The organism is Streptomyces sp. GQFP (assembly GCF_021545335.1).
In the GTDB taxonomy this organism is placed as follows: Bacteria; Actinomycetota; Actinomycetes; order Streptomycetales; family Streptomycetaceae; genus Streptomyces.
The window spans coordinates 6,125,063-6,149,192 of sequence record NZ_CP089312.1; the positions used below are offsets into that span (position 1 = coordinate 6,125,063).

19 protein-coding genes are annotated in these 24,130 nt (G+C 69.4%); 12 read left to right on the plus strand and 7 right to left on the minus strand.

What is annotated here, in order from left to right:
* Positions 1–71 precede the first annotated feature (71 nt).
* The 5 genes from rsmA (at position 72) to LUX31_RS27505 (ending at position 6,454) form a co-directional block, all read left to right on the plus strand.
* Positions 72–992 carry a 16S rRNA (adenine(1518)-N(6)/adenine(1519)-N(6))-dimethyltransferase RsmA gene (gene rsmA, locus LUX31_RS27485; protein ID WP_235477996.1) on the plus strand — a complete coding sequence of 307 codons (921 nt, stop codon included), beginning with the start codon at positions 72–74 and terminating at the stop codon, positions 990–992.
* Complete coding sequence (locus tag LUX31_RS27490) at positions 989–1,888, plus strand: 4-(cytidine 5'-diphospho)-2-C-methyl-D-erythritol kinase (RefSeq protein WP_235477997.1); 900 nt, start codon at positions 989–991, stop codon at positions 1,886–1,888. Before rsmA ends, LUX31_RS27490 begins: the two co-directional genes overlap by 4 nt.
* A gap of 303 nt (positions 1,889–2,191) precedes the next feature.
* Positions 2,192–3,274: a peptidoglycan recognition protein family protein gene (locus tag LUX31_RS27495; protein WP_235477998.1), complete on the plus strand. Its 1,083-nt coding sequence runs from the start codon at positions 2,192–2,194 to the stop codon at positions 3,272–3,274.
* Between the two features lie 267 nt (positions 3,275–3,541).
* Positions 3,542–4,321 carry an MHYT domain-containing protein gene (locus tag LUX31_RS27500; RefSeq protein WP_235477999.1) on the plus strand — a complete coding sequence of 260 codons (780 nt, stop codon included), beginning with the start codon at positions 3,542–3,544 and terminating at the stop codon, positions 4,319–4,321.
* Between the two features lie 144 nt (positions 4,322–4,465).
* Positions 4,466–6,454: a sensor histidine kinase gene (locus LUX31_RS27505; protein ID WP_443046077.1), complete on the plus strand. Its 1,989-nt coding sequence runs from the start codon at positions 4,466–4,468 to the stop codon at positions 6,452–6,454.
* 89 nt (positions 6,455–6,543) lie between these two features.
* On the opposite strand, the gene LUX31_RS27510 is transcribed toward LUX31_RS27505, so the two are convergent.
* The gene (locus LUX31_RS27510; RefSeq protein ID WP_235480079.1) at positions 6,544–8,142 is read right to left on the minus strand and encodes a S8 family peptidase; all 1,599 of its coding nucleotides are present in this window, start codon (positions 8,140–8,142) and stop codon (positions 6,544–6,546) included.
* A gap of 462 nt (positions 8,143–8,604) precedes the next feature.
* Here LUX31_RS27510 and LUX31_RS27515 point away from each other — a divergent pair, with 462 nt between their 5' ends.
* Positions 8,605–12,231 (plus strand): S8 family peptidase, encoded by a 3,627-nt coding sequence (locus LUX31_RS27515; RefSeq protein WP_235478001.1) that lies wholly within the window; start codon positions 8,605–8,607, stop codon positions 12,229–12,231.
* Between the two features lie 460 nt (positions 12,232–12,691).
* Positions 12,692–13,522: an IS5 family transposase gene (locus LUX31_RS27520; protein WP_235475860.1), complete on the plus strand. Its 831-nt coding sequence runs from the start codon at positions 12,692–12,694 to the stop codon at positions 13,520–13,522.
* Here the strand turns inward: LUX31_RS27520 and LUX31_RS27525 are convergent.
* From LUX31_RS27525 to LUX31_RS27545, 5 genes are all read right to left on the minus strand, one after another.
* Entirely contained in the window at positions 13,440–14,006 is a 567-nt protein-coding gene (locus LUX31_RS27525) for a hypothetical protein (protein ID WP_235475859.1), read from the minus strand. The genes LUX31_RS27520 and LUX31_RS27525 overlap by 83 nt on opposite strands.
* Positions 14,007–14,170: 164 nt before the next feature.
* Positions 14,171–14,842 carry a nucleotidyl transferase AbiEii/AbiGii toxin family protein gene (locus LUX31_RS27530; RefSeq protein WP_235478002.1) on the minus strand — a complete coding sequence of 224 codons (672 nt, stop codon included), beginning with the start codon at positions 14,840–14,842 and terminating at the stop codon, positions 14,171–14,173.
* Positions 14,839–15,207 (minus strand): hypothetical protein, encoded by a 369-nt coding sequence (locus LUX31_RS27535; RefSeq protein WP_235478003.1) that lies wholly within the window; start codon positions 15,205–15,207, stop codon positions 14,839–14,841. Before LUX31_RS27535 ends, LUX31_RS27530 begins: the two co-directional genes overlap by 4 nt.
* Positions 15,208–15,628: 421 nt before the next feature.
* Positions 15,629–15,817: a hypothetical protein gene (locus LUX31_RS27540; protein WP_235478004.1), complete on the minus strand. Its 189-nt coding sequence runs from the start codon at positions 15,815–15,817 to the stop codon at positions 15,629–15,631.
* 67 nt (positions 15,818–15,884) lie between these two features.
* On the minus strand, positions 15,885–16,094 hold the full coding sequence (locus LUX31_RS27545; RefSeq protein ID WP_235478005.1) for a hypothetical protein: 210 nt from the start codon (positions 16,092–16,094) through the stop codon (positions 15,885–15,887).
* A 245-nt stretch (positions 16,095–16,339) separates the two neighbouring features.
* On the opposite strand from LUX31_RS27545, the gene LUX31_RS27550 reads away from it, so the two are divergent.
* A complete protein-coding gene (locus LUX31_RS27550; protein ID WP_235478006.1) occupies positions 16,340–16,633 on the plus strand; it encodes a hypothetical protein in 294 nt (97 codons plus the stop codon).
* Positions 16,630–17,169 (plus strand): GNAT family N-acetyltransferase, encoded by a 540-nt coding sequence (locus tag LUX31_RS27555; RefSeq protein ID WP_235478007.1) that lies wholly within the window; start codon positions 16,630–16,632, stop codon positions 17,167–17,169. Before LUX31_RS27550 ends, LUX31_RS27555 begins: the two co-directional genes overlap by 4 nt.
* 539 nt (positions 17,170–17,708) lie before the next feature.
* Here the strand turns inward: LUX31_RS27555 and LUX31_RS27560 are convergent.
* Entirely contained in the window at positions 17,709–18,581 is an 873-nt protein-coding gene (locus tag LUX31_RS27560) for a GAF domain-containing protein (protein WP_235478008.1), read from the minus strand.
* 168 nt (positions 18,582–18,749) lie between these two features.
* Between LUX31_RS27560 and LUX31_RS27565 the strand changes: the two genes are divergently transcribed.
* From LUX31_RS27565 to LUX31_RS27575, 3 genes are all read left to right on the plus strand, one after another.
* Positions 18,750–20,561 (plus strand): ABC-F family ATP-binding cassette domain-containing protein, encoded by a 1,812-nt coding sequence (locus LUX31_RS27565; RefSeq protein WP_235478009.1) that lies wholly within the window; start codon positions 18,750–18,752, stop codon positions 20,559–20,561.
* A gap of 222 nt (positions 20,562–20,783) precedes the next feature.
* On the plus strand, positions 20,784–22,541 hold the full coding sequence (locus tag LUX31_RS27570; RefSeq protein WP_235478010.1) for an outer membrane protein assembly factor BamB family protein: 1,758 nt from the start codon (positions 20,784–20,786) through the stop codon (positions 22,539–22,541).
* Positions 22,542–22,596: 55 nt separating this feature from the next.
* On the plus strand, positions 22,597–24,126 hold the full coding sequence (locus LUX31_RS27575) for an outer membrane protein assembly factor BamB family protein (protein WP_235478011.1): 1,530 nt from the start codon (positions 22,597–22,599) through the stop codon (positions 24,124–24,126).
* Positions 24,127–24,130: the final 4 nt, after the last annotated feature.

Genomic DNA, 24,130 nt, shown 5'->3' on the forward strand with positions numbered 1-24,130 from the left:
GCCCATCGAGGTCCTGCTGATCCCCAGCCCGACTGCGCACCCCCACCCCCCACCCCCCGTACCCTGGACCCGTGAGTACCAGCCCCGCCCCCGATGCCTCCTCCGACGCCCTCCTCGGCCCCGCCGACATCCGTGAGCTGGCCGATGTCCTCGGTGTCCGGCCCACCAAGCAGCGCGGGCAGAACTTCGTCATCGACGCCAACACCGTCCGCCGTATCGTGCGCACCGCCGATGTGCGGCCCGACGACGTGGTCGTCGAGGTCGGGCCGGGGCTCGGGTCCCTCACCCTCGCGCTGCTGGAGGCCGCCGACCGGGTCGTCGCCGTAGAGATCGACGACGTGCTCGCGGGCGCGCTCCCCGCCACCGTCGCCGCCCGGATGCCGACCCGCGCCGACCGGTTCTCGCTCGTGCACTCCGACGCCATGCGCGTCACCGAACTGCCGGGTCCCCCGCCCACCGCACTGGTCGCCAATCTGCCGTACAACGTCGCCGTGCCCGTGCTGCTGCACATGCTGGAGACATTTCCGAGTATTGAGCGGACTCTCGTCATGGTGCAGGCCGAGGTCGCTGATCGGCTCGCCGCGCCGCCCGGGTCCAAGGTGTACGGCGTCCCCTCCGTCAAGGCCAACTGGTACGCCGAGGTCAAGCGGGCCGGTTCCATCGGGCGCACTGTCTTCTGGCCCGCGCCCAACGTCGACAGCGGGCTCGTCTCCCTCGTCCGGCGGGCCGAGCCCCTCAAGACGACCGCCTCGCGGCTCGAAGTGTTCGCCGTCGTCGACGCCGCCTTCGCCCAGCGGCGCAAGACCCTGCGCGCCGCGCTCGCCGGGTGGGCCGGATCGGCCGCCGCCGCCGAGGCCGCCCTCGTCGCCGCCGGTGTCTCCCCGCAGGCCCGCGGCGAGTCCATCGGCGTCGAGGACTTCGTCCGTATCGCGGAGAACAAGGTCCAGGAGAAGAGCGAGAAGAACCACGACGAGGAGTCCGGGCAGCTGTGAGCGTCACCGTACGGGTTCCCGCCAAGGTCAACGTCCAGCTCGCCGTCGGTGCCGCCCGCCCCGACGGCTTCCACGACCTCGCCAACGTCTTCCTCGCCGTCGGGCTCTTCGACGAGGTCACCGTCACCCCGGCCGACCGGCTCCGGGTCACCTGTGAGGGCCCGGACGCCGACCAAGTGCCTCTCGACCGTACGAATCTCGCCGCCCGTGCCGCCGTCGCGCTCGCCGAGCGGTACGGCCGTACGCCCGCCGTGCACATCCACATCGCCAAGGACATCCCCGTCGCCGGGGGGATGGCGGGCGGCAGTGCGGACGGCGCCGGTGCGCTGCTCGCCTGCGACGCGCTCTGGGGGACCGGCGCCTCTCGTGTCGAACTCCTCGACATCTGCGCCGAGTTGGGCAGCGATGTGCCCTTCAGTCTGGTGGGGGGTGCCGCACTGGGGATCGGGCGTGGGGAGAAGCTGACCGTTCTGGAGACCGGCGGTGACTTCCACTGGGTGTTCGCCATGGCGGAGCGCGGGCTGTCGACGCCCGCCGTCTTCCGGGAGTTCGACCGGCTGGTCGCGGTTGCTGACAGTGAGGTTCCGGTGCCTGTCGCCTCGCCCGAGCTGCTCGACGCGCTCGCCAAGGGTGACCCGGACGCGCTCGCCGCGACCGTCTCCAACGACCTTCAGCCCGCCGCCCTTTCCCTCTTCCCGGCCCTCGCCGACACCCTCGACGCCGGCCGCGCCGCCGGTGCCCTGACCGCCCTGGTCTCGGGATCCGGTCCGACGACGGCGTTTCTCGCCCGGGACGCGGTGGCCGCGCGGCAGGTCGCGGAGGCGCTGTCGGTGTCCGGCACGTGCCGGTCCGTACGGGTTGCGGCGGGGCCGGCACCGGGCGCCAGCGTGCTGTAACAGCGTGTACAGGGAGTTACTTTCGGGTTACCCGAATTGCCCGATCCCCACAGGGAATTCACCGTTCCTTGGCATCAGGAGGTGCGGGTGGGGTGGGCGTGACACGTAGGGTTTTTTCAACTTCAAGCACTCGCCGTCGCAGATCTCATCATGAGTCATGAGTCATGAGTCCATGAGTTCCATGAGTGCGCGCGGCGTGGGGTCCCCCTTGAGTTGCCACCTCCCCCAGCACTTTCGGAAGGCATCTCCGTGTCCGTACCTCCCCCTTCCCATCGTCGGAAAGTCCCCCTCACCCGGCGCGGCATGATCGGCGCCGCGGGTGCCGTCGCCGTCGGCGGCGCGCTGACCCCGGTGGTCTTCGCGGCCGGCAGCGGAGGCGACTCCGGTGCGTCCGTTACGACGGACAGCGCGTCCGGCGCCGCCGGTACCGAGCCGCAGAAGTTCCCGGCGACCCGTACCGAGGCCGCCGCCGGCACCGCCGAGGCGAGCGCCGCGTTCGCCATCTCGTACGTCGGTGTGCGCTGGAGCGGAGCGGCGGACGGCGCCGGGATCAAGTTCGCGGACGGCGACTCGGCGCCCGGCAAGTGGCAGGACCTGGGCAGCGGTTGCGCGACCGTCGAGGGCGGCGGCACGGCGCTGGTGGCGGCGGGGGACGCCACCGCGTACGAGCTGAAGCTGCCCGACGGCGCGAGCGTGAGCGGGGTGCGGTCGCTGGCGATCGACACGACCGGCGGGGCCGACAAGACCTTCCGGGTGCCGACCGAGCCGACCCGGGTGCGCGGAGTGCAGTACCTGTCGCGGCCGGCGTGGGGCGCGGACGAGTCGAAGCGGTACAAGGACGGCAAGGTCAACTCGCCCGAGGTGTACTACCCGTTCCAGACGATCACCGTCCACCACACGGACGGCGTGAACAACGACCCCGACCCGGCGGCGACCGTGCGGGCCATCTACGAGTACCACGCGGTCACCCTCGACTGGGGCGACATCGGCTACCACTTCCTCATCGACGAGGCGGGTGTCGTCTACGAGGGCCGCTACTCCGGCGACGATCTCGTCCCGGCCTTCGACGCGGACGGCAACCTCGTCACCGCCTTCCACACCGGCGGCTTCAACTCCGGCAACCTCGGCATCGCGCTGCTCGGCAACCTGGTCTCCCAGCCGCCGACCGACGCGGCCAAGGCGTCGCTGATCCGCCTGATCAAGGTGATCGCCCGCTTCAAGGGCCTGGACCCGCAGGCGAAGCTGACCTATGTGAACCCGGTCAACGGCGTGACGAAGGACGTCAACGCGATCAGCGGCCACCGCGACTGGCTGGCGACCGACTGCCCCGGCCAGACGATGTACGACCTGCTGGGCGAGGTCCGTACGGCCGTCGCCGGCAAGTAGTCTCCGTAATTACTTGATCATGGCTCATTAGCGTCGATGCGTAATGGTGCTGAAGAGCGCTGAGGGGTCGGCCTGAAGTCGGCTCATCTGTCGTTGACCTGCATAAAAATTCGGGCCAACTGTTACCTACATCACCGTATTTGAATTTCCGTCAATCCACCCCAAGGTCCCTTTCGCGCCATCTGGCGCATGGGAAGTGGTGGCATGATCGGCCGATCCCGGTTCCCTGTTACCGGCGGTACTACCTGGGCGAGAGGAACTCCCCCCATGGGTCACATGGACCACTTCAGTGCCGGATGGGTCACCCCCGTTCTTTCCTACGCGATGGCCTGTCTCGGCTCCGCACTCGGACTGCGCTGCACCGTACGGGCGTTGGAATCGGACGGCGCCTCCAAGCGGAACTGGCTGACGCTGGCCTCCTTCGCGATCGGGTCGGGCATCTGGACCATGCACTTCGTCGCGATGATGGGCTTCAGCGTCGAGGGCACCCCCATCCGCTACGACGTTCCGCTGACCGTCCTCAGCCTTGTCATCGCGATCGCCGTCGTCGCCGCCGGTGTCTTCACCGCCGGGTACGGGCGCTCCCGGGTCAGGTCCGTGATCCTCGGCGGGCTTGGTGCCGGGCTCGGGGTCGCCGCGATGCACTACGCCGGGATGTACGCGCTCAATCTGCACGGCGCCATCTCGTACGACCCGCTGCTCGTCATCGCGTCCGTGGCGATCGCTGTTGTCGCCGCCACCGCCGCGTTGACGCTCACGCTGATTGTGCGGGGGCCTGTGCTCGCTACCGTTGCGGCGCTGGTGATGGGGCTTGCGGTGAGCAGCATGCACTACACCGCGATGTTCGCGGTTGATGTGACGTTGGCGCCCAGCAGTGCGGAGTTGCCGGGGGCGACGTCTACGGAGTTCCTGTTCCCGTTGGCTGTGCTGCTCGGGTCGTTCCTGTTCCTGGCTTCGGCTTATGTCGCGTTGTCGCCTACGGGGAAGCGGGCGGAGGCGGCGTTCGCGGCGGAGATGCTGCGTGAGGTCGAGCTGTCCACCGCCTGATTTTTCTCGCCCCCGCCGCCCCTACCCATTCCCGTCCCCTGGGGGCTGCGCCCCCAGACCCCCCCATTTCGCGCTGAACGCGCTCGTCCTCAAACGCCGGACGGGCTGAAAACAAAGACCAAAGGCAACGAGGTTTCCATGAGTATGGCTCGTACCTCCGAACGACTCCGCCCCAGATCCGTCCGTGCGAAGATCGTCGCCCTGCTGATGCTGCCCGTCGTCTCGCTCATGGCTCTGTGGAGCTTTGCCGCGGTCACCACCGCGTCCACCATCGGTGATGCCGAGCGGGCCAAGGACGTCAACTCCGAACTGCTCGCCCCGGTCGCCGACTTCGTCACCGCGATACAGGCCGAGCGGACCGCCGCCACCGGCGACGCCGATGTCCTGAAGCGGACCCGGACGGTCACCGACAAGGCCACCGAGGCCCTGCTCGACGGCATCAACTCCGCCAGTTCCGACGCCGCGCTCCTCAACTCCGCGCTCCCCGAACGCCTCGACAAGCTCACCGGCGATGCCAAGGGGCTCGCGGCACTGCGCGCGTCTCAGGAGGGCGGCGGCAAGAACGCCACGCAGGACGCCTACACGGCGTACACCGGCATCGTCGAGGACGCCTTCGCCGTCACCGGCGCGCTCACCGGGGAGAAGGGCACGACCACCGCCTCCGAGGCCCGTGTCGTGCTCGAACTCTCCCGTGCCCGCGAGGCGTTGGCCCAGGAGCAGGCGCTCCTCGCGGCGGGCGCCGCCGCCGGAACGCTCACCGACGAGCAGTACGCGCTGTTCGTCGGCGCGGTCACCGTCCAGCGCGGTCTGCTGGAGCCGGCCGTCGCCGATCTGAAGCCCGAGCACCAGAAGGCGTACAACGCTCTGCTGGAGAGCGGGAGTTACGGGCAGATGGCAGCGGTCGAGAACCGGGTACGCAGTGCAGGACCCGGTGAATCGGCCGTGGCCGACGGTCTGTTGAAGGGCTGGGACGAGTCCGCGAGCAGTGTGCTGCGTGCCCTCGGCAAGGCCGAGACCGAGGCCGGTACGGCCGCCGCCGCCAAGGCCAACCCGTTCGGCTGGGACACCCTCGGCGCCTCCGGAATCGCCGTGGTGCTGGGCCTGGTGGGTGTGCTGCTGTCGTTGCTCGTCTCTGTGTCTGTTGGGCGCGGGCTGATCGTGGAGCTGCTGGATCTGCGCAACTCGGCGCTCGAAGTCGCCGGGCGGCGGCTGCCGCAGGCCATGCGGCGGCTGCACGCCGGGCAGGGCGTCGACATCGACGCCGAGGCCCCGATGCGCCGCCTCGCCGGAGACGAACTCGCCCAGGTGGGCACCGCGTTGACGGCCGTGCAGCGCGCCGCGCTCAAGGCCGCCTCCGAGCGCGCCGAACTCCTCAGCGGCATCTCGGGCGTGTACGTCAGCCTCGCCCGCCGCAGCCAGGTGCTGCTCCACCGCCAGCTCGACATCCTCGACCAGCTGGAGCAACGCCCGCGCGAGGCAGCCGAGTTGCACGAGCTGTACCGCGTCGACTACCTCGCCACCCGGATGCGCCGCCACTCCGAGAGCCTCCTCATCCTGTCCGGCATCGCGCCCGGCCGTGGCTGGCGGGACCCGATCCCGCTGGCGGACACCCTGCGCGCGGCCGTGGCCGAGATCGAGGACGGCAGCCGCGTCCAGATCTGGGCGGTCCCGCGCGTGTCCCTGAACGGCGGCTCGGTCGCCGACGTCATCCATCTGCTCGCCGAACTCGTCGAGAACGCCTCCTCGTTCTCCCCGCCCAGCACCAAGGTGCAGCTGCGCGCGGCCCGGCTGCGTGACGGCGTCCTCATCGAGGTCGAGGACAGCGGCTTCGGTATGAACGAGGACGCGATGGCCGACGCCAACAGCAAGATCCAGTCGGAGAAGGTCGACCTCCTCGACGCCAAGCAGATCGGCCTGTTCGTGGTGAACCGCCTCGCGGAACGCCAGGGCCTGCGCGTCGAACTCCGCGACTCCCCGAACGGCGGCGTCACCGCGGCCGTCCTCATCCCCGAGAACCTGCTGCGCGACGACATGCCGGTGCATGAGCACGAGCTGCAGGCGGTGGGCGGCGGCGGCCGGGCGCTGGCACCGGCGTCGGCGCTGATTCCGCAGCAGCGGGGCCAGCAGCCGTAGCGGATCCCCATGGAACGGCCGTGCGCCTCGGGTGAGTGGTGTCCCCGGGGCGCACGGCTTCTGTCATCCGGCAGAGCTGCTGAGGTGGATCAGAAGGTGAGCTTCCAGCTGTTGATGTAGCCGGTGTCGGCGCTGTACACGTCCTGGACCTTGAGCTGCCAGGTCCCGTTGACGGTGGTCTCGCTGGACGCGTCGACCGTGTAGGTGGCGTCGACGTTGTCGGTCGAGTCCGAGGAACTGCTGCTCTTCAGGCGGTAGGTGGAGCCGTCCGGGGCGACCAGGTCGATGACCAGGTCACCGCGGTAGGTGTGCACGATGTTGACGTACACGGACAGGTCGCTGGGCGCGCTGCCGGTGAGGCCGCTGACGGTGACGGGCGAGTAGACGGCCGAGCCGGCGTCCGGGATGGAGACGTCGGTGGTCGACTCGAAGGCCGTACCGGTGTCGCCGCCGTCGTCCCCACCGTCGTCGTCCCCGGCCGGGGTCACCTGGAGCAGCAGGTTGGGGCTGCCCGTGCCGACGCTGGTGAGGGTGGACGCGGAGGCCGCCGAGGTCAGCGCCGAGGTGACCGCGGAGGGCGTGGCGCTCGGGTTCTCGCCGAGGTAGACCGCGGCCGCGCCGGCGACGTGCGGGGACGCCATCGACGTACCGGAGAGGGACGCGGTGGCCGAGTTGGAGGTGTTGTACGTCGAGGTGATGCTCGACCCCGGCGCGAAGATGTCCAGCGTGGAGCCGTAGTTGGAGAAGGACGAGCGGGCGTCGGCGCTGGTGGTGGCGCCCACGGTGATCGCGGAGGCGACACGGGCCGGTGAGTAACTCGACGCGTTGGCGTTGTCGTTGCCCGCCGCGACGGCGTAAGTGATGCCCGCCGCGATGGAGTTGGCGACGGCGGTGTCGAGGGTGGAGTCCGCGCTGCCGCCGAGCGACATGTTCGCGACGGCCGGGAACTCGGCGTTCTCGGTCACCCAGTCGATGCCCGCGACCACACCTGCGGTCGTACCGGAACCGTCGTCGTCGAGCACGCGCACGGCGACGATGTTCGCGGCCTTGGCGACACCGTAGGTGGTGCCCGCGACGGTGCCGGCGACGTGCGTGCCGTGGCCGTTGCCGTCGTCGGCGCTGGAGTCGTCGTCGACGGCGTCGTAGCCGTACGAGGCCCGGCCGCCGAAGTCGGTGTGCGTGATCCGTACGCCGGTGTCGATGATGTACGCGGTCACGCCGCTGCCCGCGCTGGACGGGTAGGTGTAGGCGGAGTCGAGCGGCAGATCGGCCTGGTCGATCCGGTCGAGGCCCCAAGTGGGCCCGGACTGGGTGTCGTTGATGTGGACGGTCTTGTTCTGCGCGACCGACGCGACGGCCGGGTCGGCGGCGAGCCGCTTGGCCTCGGCCTCGGTCATCTCGGTCGCGTACCCGTTGAGGGCGGCCGTGTAGGTCTGCTCGACCTCGGCGCCGTACTTGGTGGCGAGCGCCTTGCCCTTGCTGGACGCGGCGCGGAAACCGGCGCTGTCCTTGAGCGTGACGATGTAGCTGTCCTTGATGGCGCCTTCGGCACCGGCGCCCTGGATCACACCGACGGCCGGGGTGGCCGCGGAGGCGGGGGTGATGGCGGCACCGCCGAGTGCCAGCACGGAGGCCGCGGCGGCGAGCGCGGCGAGGGCGCCACGTCTGCGGGACCCGGAGGAGGGCATGGCTGTGGGGGAGTGCGGTACGGACACGGGGTGGTTCCCCTCTTGTTCGAGGTGCACGAGTGGTACGGGGACGTGTGGGGGGTGAGGGGGGTGGCGTCTCCGTGCGCACACCGTGGCGGAATTGAAGAGATCACGTCAATTAGGGGAATCCCTACGTCCGGGTAGGGGGCGGTGTGATGTGGGGATGCGCCCGGGATGCGCCCGCAACTTGGGTTGTTCTGGGGCCTGTTGGGGGTGCGGTGTTGCGGGGTGCCGACGGTGCCCGGCGGGCGGTGCACCTCGCGAGGTGCGTGCCCCGATCCACTCTCCGCGCCGTGGCCTATTTTAGTTAGGTAACCCTAAGTTGTGAGTTACCTTTGGGGCTCGCTTCCATCACCCCTCACACCAAGCGGAGTTCGCGTGCCCAGATCTCGCGTGCCCAGATCTCGCGTGCCCAGATCTCGTATGTCCAGACCTCGCGCCATGACATGGACGGGCGGCGCCCTCGCGGCCGTCGTGCTCGCCGCCACCCAGAGCGGTATATCCACCGCCGCCGACCCGGTGGCCGACACCCCCGCGGCCACCTCCGCGGCCGACGTCTCCGCGGTCACCCCCGCGGCCGACGCCCCCGCCTCCCAGAGCAGGCAACTCACCCTCGTCACCGGCGATGTGGTCACCGTCGGACCGGCCGACTCGCCCGACGGCACGCCAGCCATCGATGTCGCCCCGGCCCGCGGCCGTGAAGGCGTCGGCTTCCTGCGGACCAGAACGAACGACGGCGACCTCAGAGTGATCCCGACCGACGTGGCTCCCCTGGTGGCCTCCGGCGAGGTCGACGGACTGCTCTTCGACATCGCCGAGTTGGAGCGCACCCGTGCGGGGTCGCTGCCGCTGATCATCCGCCACAGCGGCAGCCAGTTGCCCTCCGCCGCCCGCGCCGAGGTGGACAAGGAGGACGCCGTGTCCCTGGAGTCCATCGACTCCACCGCCGTCACCGTGCAGGCGAAGGACACCACCGACCTGTGGAAGTCCCTCACCACCGACCGCGCCGGGCTCCGCACCTCCGTCAAGAACATCTGGCTCGACCGGCCCGTCGAGGCGACCGCGGCGACCGAGGAGCCCGAAACCACCCCCGACGGCGACATCGCCGTCAGCGACCTCCTCGGGCAGATCAACGCCAAGGGCCCCAAGTCCCGCGGCCTCGACGGCAACGGCGTCAAGGTCGCCGTCCTCGACACCGGCGTCCTCGCCTCGCACCCCGACCTCAAGGACCGCGTCTCGAAGTCCGCCAACTTCATCCCCTGGGAGACCGACGCGGACGACCACGACGGGCACGGCACGCATGTCGCCGGCATCGTGGCGGGCAGCGGCGCGGCCTCCGGGGGGAAGTACGAGGGGGTGGCACCCGGTGCCGACCTCATCAGCGGGCGCGTGCTGAGCGGCTCCCTCGGCCAGCTCTCCTCCATCATCGACGGCATGGAGTGGGCGGCTGACGAGGGCGCCGACATCGTCAACATGAGCCTCGGATCCAGCGCGGTCACCGACGGCACCGACCCCTGGTCGCTGGCCACGGACGCTCTGCTGGACCAGGGCGTACTGCCCGTCGTCTCCGCGGGCAACAGCGGACCCGGCTCCTACACCGTCACCCCGCCCGCCGCCGCGGACGGCGCCCTCGCCGTCGGCGCGGCCCAGGGCGACGACGCCATCGCCTCCTTCTCCAGCCGCGGCCCCCTCTACGGCGACCTCGGCGTCAAGCCCAACATCAAGGCCCCCGGCGTCGCCGTCACCGCCGCCCGCGCCAAGGGCACGCAGATCGGCGACGCCGAACGTGAGGGCCCCGACGGCCCGGTCGACGACAACTACACCCGCCTCTCGGGTACGTCGATGGCGGCGCCCGCGGTCACCGGAGCCGCCGCCCTCGTGATGCAGGCGCACCCGGACTGGACGCCCCAGCAGGTCGGCGCGGCGCTCGTCTCCAGCGCCCGCCCCAGCGCCGACGAGTCGGTCTACGACCAGGGCGCCGGTCTGATCGACGTCGAGCGCGCCGTCGGCCAGCAGGTCGTCCCGACCGCCAACACCGTCGACTTCGGCCGGCTCTCCTGGCCCCGCAGCACCGACCCGATCACCCGGAAGGCGACCTTCCGCAACACCTCCGACGCCCCGGTCACCCTGGACCTGGCCCTTGAGACGAAGGTGACCCGCGGCAAGCTCTCCACCGGGCTCCTCGGGCTGTCGACCGACCGCCTCACCGTCCCCGCCCACGGCGAGGCATCGGCGGAGGTCGTCCTCCACGACGACGGCACCACGCAGAGCGGCACCCTGTCCGCGCAGATCGTCGCCACGGCCCAGAACGTGACGGCCCAGAACGTGACGGCCCAGAACGTGACGGCCCAGGACGTGGAGGTACGCCTCCCCGTCGGCCTCACCCTCGAACCCGAGAGCCACGAGCTGACCGTCCACCTCCTCGACCAGAAGGGCGAGGGCGCCAACAGCGTCTCCCTCCTCAGCGTGCTGCCGCTCGACCGCACCCTGGAACCCTTCGAGTCACCCATCAGGGTCACCGACGACGCGACCCTCACGGTCCGTGTCCCGGCCGGGAAGTACGGCATCTCGGCGATCATCAGCCGCCACGAGCCGACGTCGTACTGGTACGACTCGGACAACGTCCTGGCCGGTGAGCCGTACGTCGAGGTCACCGGGGACACCAGTCTGACCCTCGGCGGCACCGCGGCGACCAGGCTCGGCAACACCGTCGACAACCCGGACGCCCAGCGCGTCTACCAGGAGTCCGGCCTCAAGCAGCAGCAGAAGCGCGGCATCGACGGCACCTCTCCGCTGAGCACGGACATCTCCGTGCAGTACGGGCACCGCGCGCCCGCCTACTGGACGGTGCCGTCGAAGACGAAGGCCAAGGGATCGACGTACACCACGTACTACCGTGAGGACCTGGCGGCGGGCTTCACCTACGACGAGGACAGCTACTACAGCCTGCCGACCGCCACCGGGCCCGTCTACTACCTGGCCAACTCCCACACCGGCGGGATTCCGGCGCGGCTCACGGGCCGGGTGCGGGACCGCGACCTCGCCCGGACCGACGCCCGCTACGCCTCCTCCGAGGCGACCACGGACTACAACGGCCAGTCCCCGCTGAAGAGCAAGCTGGTCACCGCCACCGTCGACGGCATCCAGACCGAGGGGCGGCGGATCAACGTCAAGTCCCCGGGGACACGCACCGAGTTCCACACCGCCGCCCCCGGCGTCGCCTGGGTCCAGGAGCTGCGCCAGTACCGCCAGAACTACGAAGGCGACCGCCCACTCACCGCGAATGCCCTGGTCAAGGACCCCGAGGTGTTCCGGCGCGGGGTGCGGCGCGAGGAGGACTGGAACTACCCGGCCGGCGGCCCGGCCCTGTCCGCCGACGGCCGTCAGCTCATCCGCAGCGGCGACACCCTGACCGCCGACCTCCCGTTGTTCGCCGACTCCGAGCCCGCCCACCGGGCCATGGGCGACCGCAGCATGGCCGACTCGCTCGACTACACGCTCACCGACGCGGACGGCACGACGGTCCCGAAGTCCTTCGACGGCGCGGAACAACTCCCGCGCGCCCCCTGGGCGAACGCCTGGCAGCTTCCGTCCGGCCCGCACACGTACACGCTGAAGGCCCATGTCAAACGGAACCTCTGGTACACCCTGGCGACCGAGGTCGAGGCGTCCTGGACGTTCCGTTCCGCCGCCTCGGGCACGTCGGCGACCTCCCAGGTGCCCCTCACCTCCGTCCGCTGGCAGCCGGAGGTCGACGAGCAGTCGCGGGCCGAGGCCGGCCGCCGGGCGCTCGTGCCGTTCACGGTGCAGCGCACGGGTGAGGACCGGGGCCGGATTCGGCAGCTGACCGTCGAGGCCTCCTTCGACGGCGGTCTGACCTGGGAGAAGGCGCCGGTGGTACTGCACGGCGAGCGCGGGACGGCGGTGGTACGCCACCCTGAGCTCACCGATCTGCCCGCCGACGCCGTCGACAAGAACGGCAACGGGTACGTCAGCCTGCGCGTCCGGGGCGCCGACCGGGTGTCGACCTTCGCGCTGACGGTGAAGAAGGCGTACAAGCTGAAGTGACCTGGTCTGACCTGACCTGGTCTGACCTGACCTGACCTGACCTGATTGGCAGGACCGGACCCCGAGGTCCCGTGGCCCACCCGCCTGCCGGGTCACGGGACCTCGGCCTGCACCTTGACCTGCGGTTGAGTGTGGCGGTCGTAGGTTGGGCGTCTGCTGGAGTCCAGGGCGGTCACAGAGGACGACCTGTCTCAGTGCGTTGTGGCAAACCGGATCTTGTTCGGGCGGCAGCGGGTGACCATCTGGACGGAGGTTCGGGTGCGGTCGCGGGCATGAGAGAACGGGCCCCTTGGTAGTGACGCGGTTACGACACCAGCACGACCAAGGAAGCCCGTTGCCTGATCAGTTGAGCACTGTCTCTGCGTATGCGTCCACCGCGGTCACCCCTGGGTGTGACTGCTACGTGCACCGGTTCGGTTCGCTCACTCCGGGACGGCGGGCAGGCTGCTATCCGAGTGACATGACGGATGCGGAGTGGGCCGAGGTCCGCGCCGCGATGCCGGTGCCGGCCTGGCTCCTCAAGCGGGGCGGGCGTCCGGAGGCGTACTGCCACCGGACAATGCTCGACGCGGTGCGCTACCTGGTCGACAACGGCGTGAAGTGGACGGCTCTGCCGGTCGATTTCCCTTGCTGGCGGGCGGTCTACGACTTCTTCCGCCGCTGGCGGGCCTACGGCTATGTGCGTGAGCTGTACGAACGCCTGCGACGTTCGGCGAGAGAACGCGCAGGCCGCAACGCCGAGCCCAGCGCGGGGATCATCGACAGTCAGTCGGTGGACGCCTCCGAGACCGTCGGCGAGGACAGCCGCGGATACGACGGCGGCAAGTCACGTGACGGGCGCAAGCGTCACATCCTGACCGACACCGACGGTCTGCTCCTGGAGGTGACCGTGACCACGGCCGATGTGCACGACTCCAAGGCCGCCCCCGCACTGCTGGAGACGTTCATGCAGCAGCCGGGACGGCTGCTGAAACTGGTGTGGGTCGACAGCGCCTACCAGGGTCCGGCGCTGGCGAAGGCGTTCGCCCGTCACGGAGTGCGGACCGAGGTCGTGCGCCGCTGTGACGGACAACGCGGATTTGTCGTACTGGCCCGCAGGTGGGTCGTGGAGCGAACGCTGAGCTGGCTCGCCCGCTCACGCCGCCTCAACCGCGACCACGAACGCCGCCCCGACCACCACGCCCAGATGGTGTGGTGGGCCGCCGTGATCAGACTGTCCCGGCGCCTGGCCGCAGACGCTCCGCGCTGGCCGGAGAAACGCCCCGCCCGACTGCTCCGGGCGCGGGCATGAACCGTCCGTCCTGCGCCCGCACCAGCCAGCCCCGCTTCTCCAGCACATAGGCACGGTGCCGGATTTTCTCCACCTCGTTCTTGATCTCCGCTTCCCGGCCCACCGCCCGCGTCAGCTCCACTCCGTTCACCGGCCCCGAAGCGGCCACCACCGCGGCGAACACCTCCCGATACAGGCCGCCGAGCACATCCTCACCCATACCCGACCGCCACACCGGCGGCCTCTCGCCATACCCCGCGCCCAAGCCGCCCGACCCCACGGCGGCAGCCATCTCACCACCAGACGGCACCGGAACCGGCGTATTCACCGGGCTCTGCCCGGCCAGCACCGACACAAGCTCCTCACGCCCCACCCGGGCCCGCTCAACGCGCTCCCGCGCGGCATCCACCTCCGCCTGAGCCTGCTCCAGAACCTCCGTCCAGGACTCCAGATCCTGCCTCGCCCGCGCCTCACGCTCTTCCATCAACCCCAGCACCGACGGCATCGCACCCTCCTCGATCCACAACAAGCCGTCCGCTGCCTGCCCCTACACCGTCGCCGTCATGCCCCACACACGAAGAAGCCCCTGCTCATCGAACAGGGACTCCCTTTGCCACAACGCACTCAGTGGGGCAGGGGAGGGCCCGACACGGACAGAACGGACCGCTGTCAGTCGTCGTGGTCCTCTGCCACCGCCGTCAGCCGCTGGTCGAGGTCGCTCACCCACTGCTGCGCCCAGATTCTGAGCTCTTCCGTCGCGTCCGGAGTGAGGCCATACGCGGCGAATTCGTCGTCATCGAGCCACTCCGCACCGCCGAGACGCTCACGGAGGTCCTGGAGCCGGAACTCCCCGCGACCATGCCGCTCGCCGAGCCGTTCGAGATCTTGAAGGGTGTGGCTGTCGGCGGCGGCGTGAACGTCGATGAGGTCTCTGACGGCACCACGGTCGGCCAAGGCGCGGACCTTGGTCCCGATGACGTCGTCGAAGGCGAGTACCGGGCCGTGTTCGGTCAGCTCGGGCGGCGCCCAGAAGTTCTCCTTGAGGACGTCCACTTCGCAGTCCGCGCCCGTGTCGGGGCTGGCCACCAGCAGACGAGCGGAGAGTGGGTCGACGCTGATGACGGTGGCCTGCCAGCCTCGGTGTGCAAGACCCTGTTGCAGATCCTGGGCAATGGTGGCCATGGGAGCCGGGTTCTCCGTCGCGACGTCGATGTCCTGGCTCAGCCGGTCGACGAGCCCGTGCGCCTGGACGGCGTACCCGCCCGTGATGACCAGCGGATAAGGAGTGCCGATGGAAATGACATCGGCGAGGAGCCGGCGGTGGAGGCCGCTGAGGTTCACGCCGGGATGGATCCGGTCCGGCTCACGAGTTCGGGGAATGTGTCTTCCCACACGGCGCGGATGTGCCGACTGATGAGGGTGCGCAGAACGGGCCACTGCTCGATCAGCAGATCGTGGTGGAGGAAGGCCACCAGATCGTCCCGCTGCCCTTCGGCCAGGACGGTGCGGTACAGGCTCATGCACTGTCGGCGCCGGTCCAGGTCGTAGCTGCGCAGGCCTGACCAGGCGATGTGGAGGGGCAGCGGAACCTGGCCGTGTGTCGGACCGGTGAGGTCCTCGATGGCGTCCGGGAGCCGGTCCGCGTAGCGCGCTCGCAGCACGTCGGCCGTGGAGGGCGAGGAGCTGGAGAAGGACTGCGGTGGCATGCCGGTGATTATTGCTCCGCGCCCGCGCGTGCGGCAACACGATGCCGCTGTCCGGCTGGTGTGGCAGGGAGAAGGGGAGGGAATCCGCCGACGCCCCACCCGCGCCGCCGACTACGCCGGAGGGGCGATCCACCCGGGACGTACTGACGGGCCGCTCTCCGGCGCCGAGCGACATCGCATCGTGCTCACCAAGCTGATCAGCGAGGAACCCGGAACGGGATCCGGTCGTTCTCCATGAGCCCGCCAACCACCTCGACGAGGAGGACATCCCGGCTTGCCCGGCAGCTGAGCGTGCGTGCTACGCGCTCGGGTGCGCCGTAGCGCTGCTGGGCGCGAATGGGGCCCCAACAAGGCCTGTTTGGGCTCTGTTGGGGCGGAGGGCTGTTTTGGTGTGGAGGGCGTTCGGGCGAGGGGGCGTTTGTTACGCGCGTCCCGCGATGCGCGCGGTGCTGGGCGACACCTGGACGGACTGGCGGCACTCCGGCCCGGACGGCGGTGCCGGGTGGCCGTCGAGGGCGTGGCAGAGGGCGGCGTGGAGGTGTTCGGCCTCGGCCAGGGTGAGGGTCAGTTCGGTGTCGGCCGGGTGGCCGCTGTCGCGGGTCAGGCGCAAGGGGAGGGCCAGGCGGTCGTCGTCGGTGCGATGCCGGGGCGACCGGGGGTGCGCTCGACCTTCCAGGTCATGACGGCTCCCCCTTCCTCTCGGGCCGGTCGATGCGCGCGAGGCGGTACGTGCCCCACAGCTCCCGTCCGTCCTCGCAGCCGTCCGATGCCTTGTGCACACGCTTGCACCCGTCGCACTTGCGGGTGTGCTCGAACCAGAGGCGGTAGGCGCGCAGCGTGGGGTCCTCGGTGTTCCGTACGGCTGCCGTGGGTTTTTCGTCGCTCACCGGAGTTTTTCCTTGAACTGCCGTTCCAAACAGGCGAGTTGGTGCTCTTCCGGTCGGAGGACGTAAGTACGCACGAGGGCGCTCGTGTCCAGGTGTGCGGTGAAGGCGGGCAGCGCGGCGGGTGGCCACAGCCACGGGGCCCGGCGGCGGCGCGCTCCGGCGAGGAGGGCGGCCCATATCTATGATGGCTGACGTTCTGCGACCCGGAGGAACTGGCAGGGCAGAGGGCAATGTGCTCCTTCAACATGGGCGACTTTACCGGGGCGGTTGAGGCCGACCTCGACTCGCTGGCACTCATGGACGCGGAGGAGTTCCGCCGGAACGCATTCGCCGCGCAGGTCAGCCTGGCCAGGAACCTCCTCGCAGCCGGAGAGGCTGACGGAGCCCTCGAACGCGGTCACGAAGCCGTTGGACTCCTTCGCCAAGTACGCAGCGCACGCTGGAGTGCGCATCTGGCGACGTTCCACAACGACGTACTTGCCCTTGCCCCACACGGGTCCCCGGCCTTCGCAGACCACTACCGGGAGGCGACAGCATGACGCTGGATGTACTCACGCTCAGCCACTACCAGCGCGAACACCTGCAGCTGATCCGTTCCATGCTCGTGGACGTGTACGCCGAGGTGTACAGCAGGGACGCGGCAGACCCGTTCCATTCCGTGCAACGCTTCGAGGAGCGGCTCTCCGGCCATGCGGCAGGCTCCAGTTGGGCATGCGTCGCCGGGAATATCGACGGCGAGCCCGTCGGCTACGCCTACGGACGCCTCGACAGTGTCCGGGAGTGGCACGAGATCCTTGACCCCGTCGATCCCGCCGTACGGGCATATGGCGAGGAAGGCACTTTCGGCCTCTGCGAGATCATGGTCCGCGGGCCCTGGCGAGGACAAGGCATCGCCCGAGGTATTCACGACGAACTCATGGGCCGCCGACCCGAACAACGCGCGTCCCTGCTGGTGGACAGCGAGCACCCCAAAGTCCGGGCGCTCTATGAGAGTTGGGGTTACCGGAAGGCCGGGCAGATGCAGCCGTTCGAAGACTCTCCTCGGTACGACGCCATGGTTCTCGATCTGAGTTGATCTATGACGACCTGCACTCTGGCGGCCTGCTCGTATGGTTCCGCGCGGAGGTGTGTGCCAGCCATCATCCAGGTGCACCGCTACCGCTGGGTCCAGACCCACGCCCCGGATCAGGGGCAGGCCTTGGTCCGGGATCAGGACTTGGTTCAGGGTCAGGGGCATGGCTCTCAGGCTCCGGACGAAGCAACTGCCAGGCGAAGTGAAGGGCCAGAGCGAGCGCCGGCAAGAGCAGAGCCACTGCCAGAAGGCTCCACCATCCGAACCCCATAGTGAACAGAGCGACGGCGATGACGCCGAACGCGAACGACGCGACAACTGTGACGCTCAGGTTCGACAGGTTCTTCTCGCGTGGCCGAGCCAGTTCGGCATCCAGGTGACGGCGTGCTGCCTCAAGAGCGTCGCGGCGCGCGTACTCGTGCCCCACCAGCAACTCCCAGTCCTCGGGGCTGACGCCCTCCATGCGTTCAGGCATGTGAGGCTCACGGGACTGCCTGCGCCGACGACGTCGAGGGTTGGGTTGTGCCATCGAGAGCCTCCCCCTACTTCAGTGCGTAGGAAGCCGCGAGAATGTCGGCCAGTGACTCCATGAGCGTGACATGCGGATCGATGAAGTCCGAGAAGCTGGGGGCGTCGAGGGAGAGAACGCCTATCTCCCGCGTTCCGTGGATGACCGGGACGGCGATCACCGCCTTGTATCCGGTGCCGGCGGGGACCAGATAGGACTGCGTCACCTGGGCGCCGTCGATCCGGAACGTCTTCCCGCCTCCGGCGAGAATCTCGTTCTTCATGTGCGCCGCGCCGACCGGGTCGATGACCGCCCTGGGAGTCCGGTACCCGGGAAGGGAGCGCGCGAGTGTGAAACCGCCCGTGGTGGCGTCGTACAGGTAGAAGCTGCACCGGGCCCGTGGGATGAAACTCGGCCCCACCGGCGGAGCGGTAAGGGCGATCGCTCCCAGCAAGACCTGATCGAGGATGTCCTTACGCGCCTGATCGAGATCGAAGACCGTCTGAGACGGGACGGAGGACGGTAGTGGGGCTGCGGTCGCGTACAGCGCGGTCAGCGCCTTGACCTTGTCGCTCAGGGGGCGAAGCGTCGTCGAGTACAGCATCGTCATGTCCGCCTCCGCCCGGATGGCGCGTTCCTCTGCCCGCTTCTTGGCCTTTTCCACCAGGCGTTTCTCGAAGTGGGTGATCAGCACGACACCGAAGGCGGAGACGCCGGCTATGAGAGCCCAGCGTTCCTTGTCCGCGCCCGTTGTCCCGTCGGCCCACACCGAGACAACGGCAACAGCCACACCGAGGGCTGCGGAGAAGAGGAGGAACAGGTAGTGAATGCCTCGTCGTGCCAGCCATTGCGTCATCCGTACGTGCAACTCCGCGATCATCGAGGGCCTGCGACCGTAGAGTCCCACACTTCATGGACAAAGTGACCGGAGTTGACGGTCTCGGCGACCCGGTCGCGGTGGTACGGACCGAACCGCACGTGAGGGCGCTCCGGGCCCCCGACAGCCCACCCCCGACACCCCACCCACCCCGCCCACTACCCTGGAAGGTCGACCCACCCCCGCGTCAGGAGAAAAATGGCCGTCAACCTCGTCAATGTCGAGAACGTCAGCAAGGTGTACGGGACCCGTGCCCTGCTCGACGGGATCTCGCTCGGGGTGTCCGAGGGGGACCGGATCGGGGTCGTGGGGCGTAACGGCGACGGTAAGACCACCCTCATCCGGATGCTCGCCAAGCTGGAGGAGGCCGACACCGGACGCGTGACCCACTCCGGCGGACTGCGCCTCGGTGTGCTCACCCAGCACGACTCCCTCGACCCCACCGCCACCGTCCGCCACGAGGTCATCCGGGACATGGCGGACCACGAGTGGGCCGGAAACGCCAAGGTCAGGGACGTACTCACCGGACTCTTCGGCGGGCTCGACCTGCCGGGGTTCCCGCAGGGGCTCGACACCGTCATCGGGCCGCTCTCCGGCGGTGAGCGGCGTCGGATCGCGCTCGCCAAGCTGCTCATCGACGAGCCCGACCTGATCGTTCTCGACGAGCCGACCAACCATCTCGACGTCGAAGGCATCTCCTGGCTGGCCAAGCATCTGCGCGAGCGCCGCTCCGCGCTCGTCTGCGTCACCCACGACCGCTGGTTCCTCGACCAGGTCTGCACCCGCATGTGGGACGTGCAGAAGGGCGATGTGTACGAGTACGAAGGTGGCTACTCCGACTACGTCTTCGCCCGCGCCGAGCGTGAGCGCATCGCCGCCACCGAGGAAGTCAAGCGGCAGAACCTCGTCCGCAAGGAGCTGGCCTGGCTGCGGCGCGGCGCGCCCGCCCGTACCTCCAAGCCGCGCTTCCGCGTCGAGGCCGCCAACGAGCTGATCGCCGACGTACCGCCGCCCCGCGACAGCAGCGAGCTGATGAAGTTCGCCTCGTCGCGGCTCGGCAAGACCGTGTTCGATCTGAAGGACGTCACCGTGCAGGCCGGGCCCAAGGTGCTCCTCAAGCACCTCACCTGGCAGCTCGGCCCCGGCGACCGCATCGGGCTCGTCGGGGTCAACGGCGCCGGCAAGACCTCCCTCCTCCGTGCCATGGCCGAGGCCGCCACCAGCGAGGGCGAGACGCAGCCCGCCGCCGGGAAGGTCGTCGTCGGGAAGACCGTCAAGCTCGCCTATCTCTCCCAGGAGGTCGGCGAACTCAACCCGAATCTGCGGGTGTTGGAAGCCGTCCAGCAGATCCGCGACCGCGTCGACCTCGGCAAGGGGCGCGAGCTGACCGCCGGACAGCTGTGCGAGACCTTCGGGTTCGGGAAGGAGAAGCAGTGGACCCCGGTGGGGGACCTGAGCGGTGGTGAGCGGCGTCGGCTGCAGATCCTCCGGCTCCTCATGGACGAGCCCAACGTCCTCTTCCTCGACGAGCCCACCAACGACCTCGACATCGAGACGCTGACGCAGCTCGAAGATCTGCTCGACGGCTGGCCCGGCTCCATGGTCGTCATCTCCCACGACCGGTTCTTCGTCGAGCGGACCACCGACCGCGTCTTCGCCCTCCTCGGCGACGCCACCCTCCGCATGCTGCCGCGCGGCATCGACGAGTACCTGGAGCGACGCCGGCGCATGGAGGAGGTCGCGGCAGCCGCCATCCAGGCCGCCGCCCCCGCCACCAAGGCCGTCGCCGAGAAGAGCGCCGCCGACACCCGTGCAGCGAAGAAGGAACTCCAGAAGATCGAGCGGCAGTTGGACAAGCTCTCCGAGCGCGAGAGCAAGCTGCACACCCAAATCGCCGACAACGCCACCGACTTCGAGAAAGTGGCCAAACTCGATGCCGAACTGCGCGAACTCTCCGGCGAACGCGACGAACTCGAACTTCGGTGGCTGGAACTCGCGGACGACGCGTAGAACTCGCGGACATCGCATGAAGAGCACGTGAACGCGCATAACGGCGGCATCACGGGGCCGTTCGCCCTTGGGAACAGAGGGGGGAGGGGTGGATACAGTCCGGTGCGGGACGGCCACGGAGTGGTAGAAAGAGCCCCCTGAGAACTCCCTGAGCGACCGCGATTCCGTACCTTTCGGTACCTCAGGGCGTGGCTAAAAATCAGCTGAAGGGGGAACGCGCTGATGACCCAGCCGCCCAGCCAACCACCCCAGGGTGGCTTCGGACCGCCACCGGAGGTACCGCAGGGAACGCCGTACGGCGCCCCGCCGCCCCCGCAGTCCCCGCCGCCACCCCTGCCCTCCGTCCCGCCCCAGTCCGGTTACGGCCATCCGCCCCAGCCCGGCCCCTACGCCCAGCCGGGCCCGTACGGCAGCCCGCCCGGCCAACCGGGCCCCTATGCCTACGGTTCCGCGCCCGGATACGGCTACCCCGGCCAGCAGCCTCCTCAGTTCCCCGGCGCCCCCGTACCGCCCCCGCCCGGCGGCGGTTCCCGCACCCCCTTCAAGGGGCGCCCCGCACTGATGCTCGGGGCGGCCGCCGCCGCGCTGCTCGTCATCGGCGGCACGGTGTACGCCGTAACCAGTGGGGGTGACGACGGCAAGAAGCCGGCGGCCGGTCCCGACCTCTCCGCGCCCGCCTCCGGCCCCGCCGACTCCGGTGCCGACAGCGACAGCGACAGCGACGGCGACAACGGCGGCGGTGTCGCCGGTGCCGACCCCGGCGACCTCAACGAGGGGCGCCAGGCAGGCGAGTCGAAGGTGCTCTGGTCCAAGGACGCCCCGGACGCGCCCGCCTCCGGCGCCGACGCCAACGGCATGTGGATCACCGACAAGGTCGCCGTGAAGGCGGCGTACAAGGAACTGTTCGCGTTCCGGGTCGCCGACGGGGAGACGGCCTGGGGGCCGATCTCCTTCCCCCAGAAGATCTGCGCCGTCACCCCACAGAAGTCGGCCGACGACAAGATCGTGGTCGCCTATATGAACGGCGACAGCCAGCGCGCCAAGTGCAACAGGCTCCAGCTGCTCGACCTGAACACGGGTGCGAAGGGCTGGAGCGGTGAGGTCGCCGACGGGGCGCTGTTCGACAGCTCGCTCAGCGTCGAGCTGACGATCACCAAGTCGACGCTGATGGTCGGGCGCTCGCAGTCCGGCACGGCGTACGACCTGAACACCGGCGCCAAGCTGTTCGACAAGGTGAAGTACGGCGCCGCCTGCTTCCCCGCCGCCTTCGCGGGCGGCGCCCGCCTGATCGCCGTGTCGGCGTGCGGGGCCGCCACCTCCACCGAGCACGACGAGGTGCAGGAGCTGGACCCGAGGACCGGGGCCGCCAAGTGGACCCGGGCGATCCCGAAGGGCTGGGCGGTCGGCCGTACGTACTCCGTCGATCCCGTCGTCCTCTACCTCACCAACGAGGACAAGAAGTCGTGGAACATCTCCACGCTCAAGCCCGACGGCAGCTTCCGTTCCGAGGTGACCGTCGACGAGTCCTTCGCACCCGTGTGCGGCTGGGCGATCCTCGAACGCGACCTCCAGGGCTGCCAGGGCGTCGCCACCGACGCCCAGACCCTCTACCTCCCGACCGAGGCCACCACCGGCGCCAACGAGATCGTCGCCATAGACCTCGCCACCGGCAAGCAGAAGTGGCGCGCCAAGTCACCGGCCGACGAGACCATGCTGCCGATCAAGGTCGAGGGCGCGCAGCTCATCGCCTATGTCGAGCCGTCGTACGACACCGGCGGCCAGGTCGTGTCGATCCCGCTCACCGGCAGCGGTCACACCCCGGTGAAGCTGCTCCAGAACCCGGCGTCCGCCGCCGACGTCGAGAACGGCTTCTACTCCAAGGCGTACGACTGGGTCGACGGCCGCTTCTATCTCTCCTCCACCAGGCTGAGCGGCAAGGACGAGCTGAAGGAGAAGCTGATGCTCGCCTACGGCAAGTAACACGCCCCCTTTTCCTTCCCCTCCCCTTCCTCTCCGCTCCCGAGGTACGCACGCCATGACCCAGCCGCCGCCCCCGCCCCCGCCCAACCATCCCCCGTACGGGTACGGCTACCCGCAGCAGCCGCAACCCGTCTATCCGCCCCAACCCCCCACCCCCAAGCGGAAGTTGAACGCGCAGGCGGTCATCATCGTCTCGGCAGTCGCCGCGATCGCACTGATCATCGGCGGCGGGGTCTGGTACTCCTCCTCCAAGAACAGCCAGAGCGACGACAAGAACAACGCCACCGGCACCGGCACCGGAGCGACCAGCGGCAGCACCCCGGACACAAAGGCCCCCGCCGACACCGCCTCCAAGGTCCTCTTCCAGGTCCCCGAGCCCGCCATCGGCGCCGACGAGAACAGCGCCACCGTCGTCGGGTCCTGGCTGACCGACTCGGTGTACGCCAAGAGCGGGCACGCCGAGATCGTCGGGTACGACCCCGAGAAGGGCACCAAGCTCTGGACGGTCCCACTGCCGGGACCGGTCTGCGCCGCCAGCCGTCACACCACCGACAGCGACCAGACCGCGATCGTGTACGAGCCCGCCATGCCGACCAAGGACAAGCCCTCGCACGGCTGCAGCCAGGTCGCGGCGATCGACCTCGACGCGGGCAAGCAGCTGTGGACGCGGACGGTCAAGTCCGGCGACCAGGTGATCAACCTCAACAACGTGACGATCAGCGCGAACACCGTCGCCGTCGGCAGCACCAGCGGCGGCGCCGCCTTCGACATCACCGGCAAGGCTCTCTGGGCCCCCAAACCCACCGACACCTGCTACGACGCGGGCTACGGCGGCGGCGAGAAACTGGTCGCGGTCCGCAAGTGCGGTGCGTACGGCGCCCGCCAGCTGGACATCCAGACCATCGACCCGGTCTCCGGCAAGGTCCTCTCCGAGTACGCCATGGCCAAGGGCATCGAGGGCGCCAGCATCGTCACGACGAACCCCCTGGTCGTGGCCGCCGACGTCAACCGCTCCGCCGGGGACGGCAGCGGCATCTCGGACATCTTCTCCATCGACAACAAGACGGGACAGCTGCGTACGAAGATCTCGGTGCCCGGCGACAAGTACGCCGCCGAGTGCGAGGGCATCACCAGGATCGAGTACTGCACCAAGCTCGCCGTCGGCAACGACAGGATCTACCTCCCCACCGAGGACCACGACGGCACCGGCGAGTACAGCAAGACCAACGAGATCGTCGCCTTCGACCTCGCCACCGGCAAGCTGGACGGACAGCGGGCCGACGCGGGCGACGGCTGGACGATCTCCCCGCTGCGCATGGACGGCGGCAACCTGATCGCGTACAAGCGCCCGCCCTACGACAAGGGCGGCCAGGTCGTCAGCATCGACGCCGGCACCTTCGCGCAGACCAAACTGATGGAGAACCCGGCGACGAAGGCGGTGCGCGAGGTCGAGTTCAGCATGCAGCCCGAGTTCGCCGAACTGATCTACGCCGACGGCCGCCTCTACATGTCCCAGGTCTTCGCCCACAAGCCCTCCAGTACGGGCGGGACGAGGTATCTGGCCATCGCGTACGGCACCGGCTGAACCC

Coding starts and splice junctions, on each gene's coding strand:
- LUX31_RS27495 (WP_235477998.1), top strand. CDS start 2,192: ATGATCGGCGCCGCGGGTGCCGTCGCCGTCGGCGGCGCGCTGACCCCG.
- LUX31_RS27500 (WP_235477999.1), top strand. CDS start 3,542: ATGGGTCACATGGACCACTTCAGTGCCGGATGGGTCACCCCCGTTCTT.
- LUX31_RS27505 (WP_443046077.1), top strand. CDS start 4,466: ATGGCTCGTACCTCCGAACGACTCCGCCCCAGATCCGTCCGTGCGAAG.
- LUX31_RS27510 (WP_235480079.1), bottom strand. CDS start 8,142: ATGCCCTCCTCCGGGTCCCGCAGACGTGGCGCCCTCGCCGCGCTCGCC.
- LUX31_RS27515 (WP_235478001.1), top strand. CDS start 8,605: ATGACATGGACGGGCGGCGCCCTCGCGGCCGTCGTGCTCGCCGCCACC.
- LUX31_RS27520 (WP_235475860.1), top strand. CDS start 12,692: ATGACGGATGCGGAGTGGGCCGAGGTCCGCGCCGCGATGCCGGTGCCG.
- LUX31_RS27525 (WP_235475859.1), bottom strand. CDS start 14,006: ATGCCGTCGGTGCTGGGGTTGATGGAAGAGCGTGAGGCGCGGGCGAGG.
- LUX31_RS27535 (WP_235478003.1), bottom strand. CDS start 15,207: ATGCCACCGCAGTCCTTCTCCAGCTCCTCGCCCTCCACGGCCGACGTG.
- LUX31_RS27550 (WP_235478006.1), top strand. CDS start 16,340: ATGGGCGACTTTACCGGGGCGGTTGAGGCCGACCTCGACTCGCTGGCA.
- LUX31_RS27555 (WP_235478007.1), top strand. CDS start 16,630: ATGACGCTGGATGTACTCACGCTCAGCCACTACCAGCGCGAACACCTG.
- LUX31_RS27565 (WP_235478009.1), top strand. CDS start 18,750: ATGGCCGTCAACCTCGTCAATGTCGAGAACGTCAGCAAGGTGTACGGG.
- LUX31_RS27570 (WP_235478010.1), top strand. CDS start 20,784: ATGACCCAGCCGCCCAGCCAACCACCCCAGGGTGGCTTCGGACCGCCA.
- LUX31_RS27575 (WP_235478011.1), top strand. CDS start 22,597: ATGACCCAGCCGCCGCCCCCGCCCCCGCCCAACCATCCCCCGTACGGG.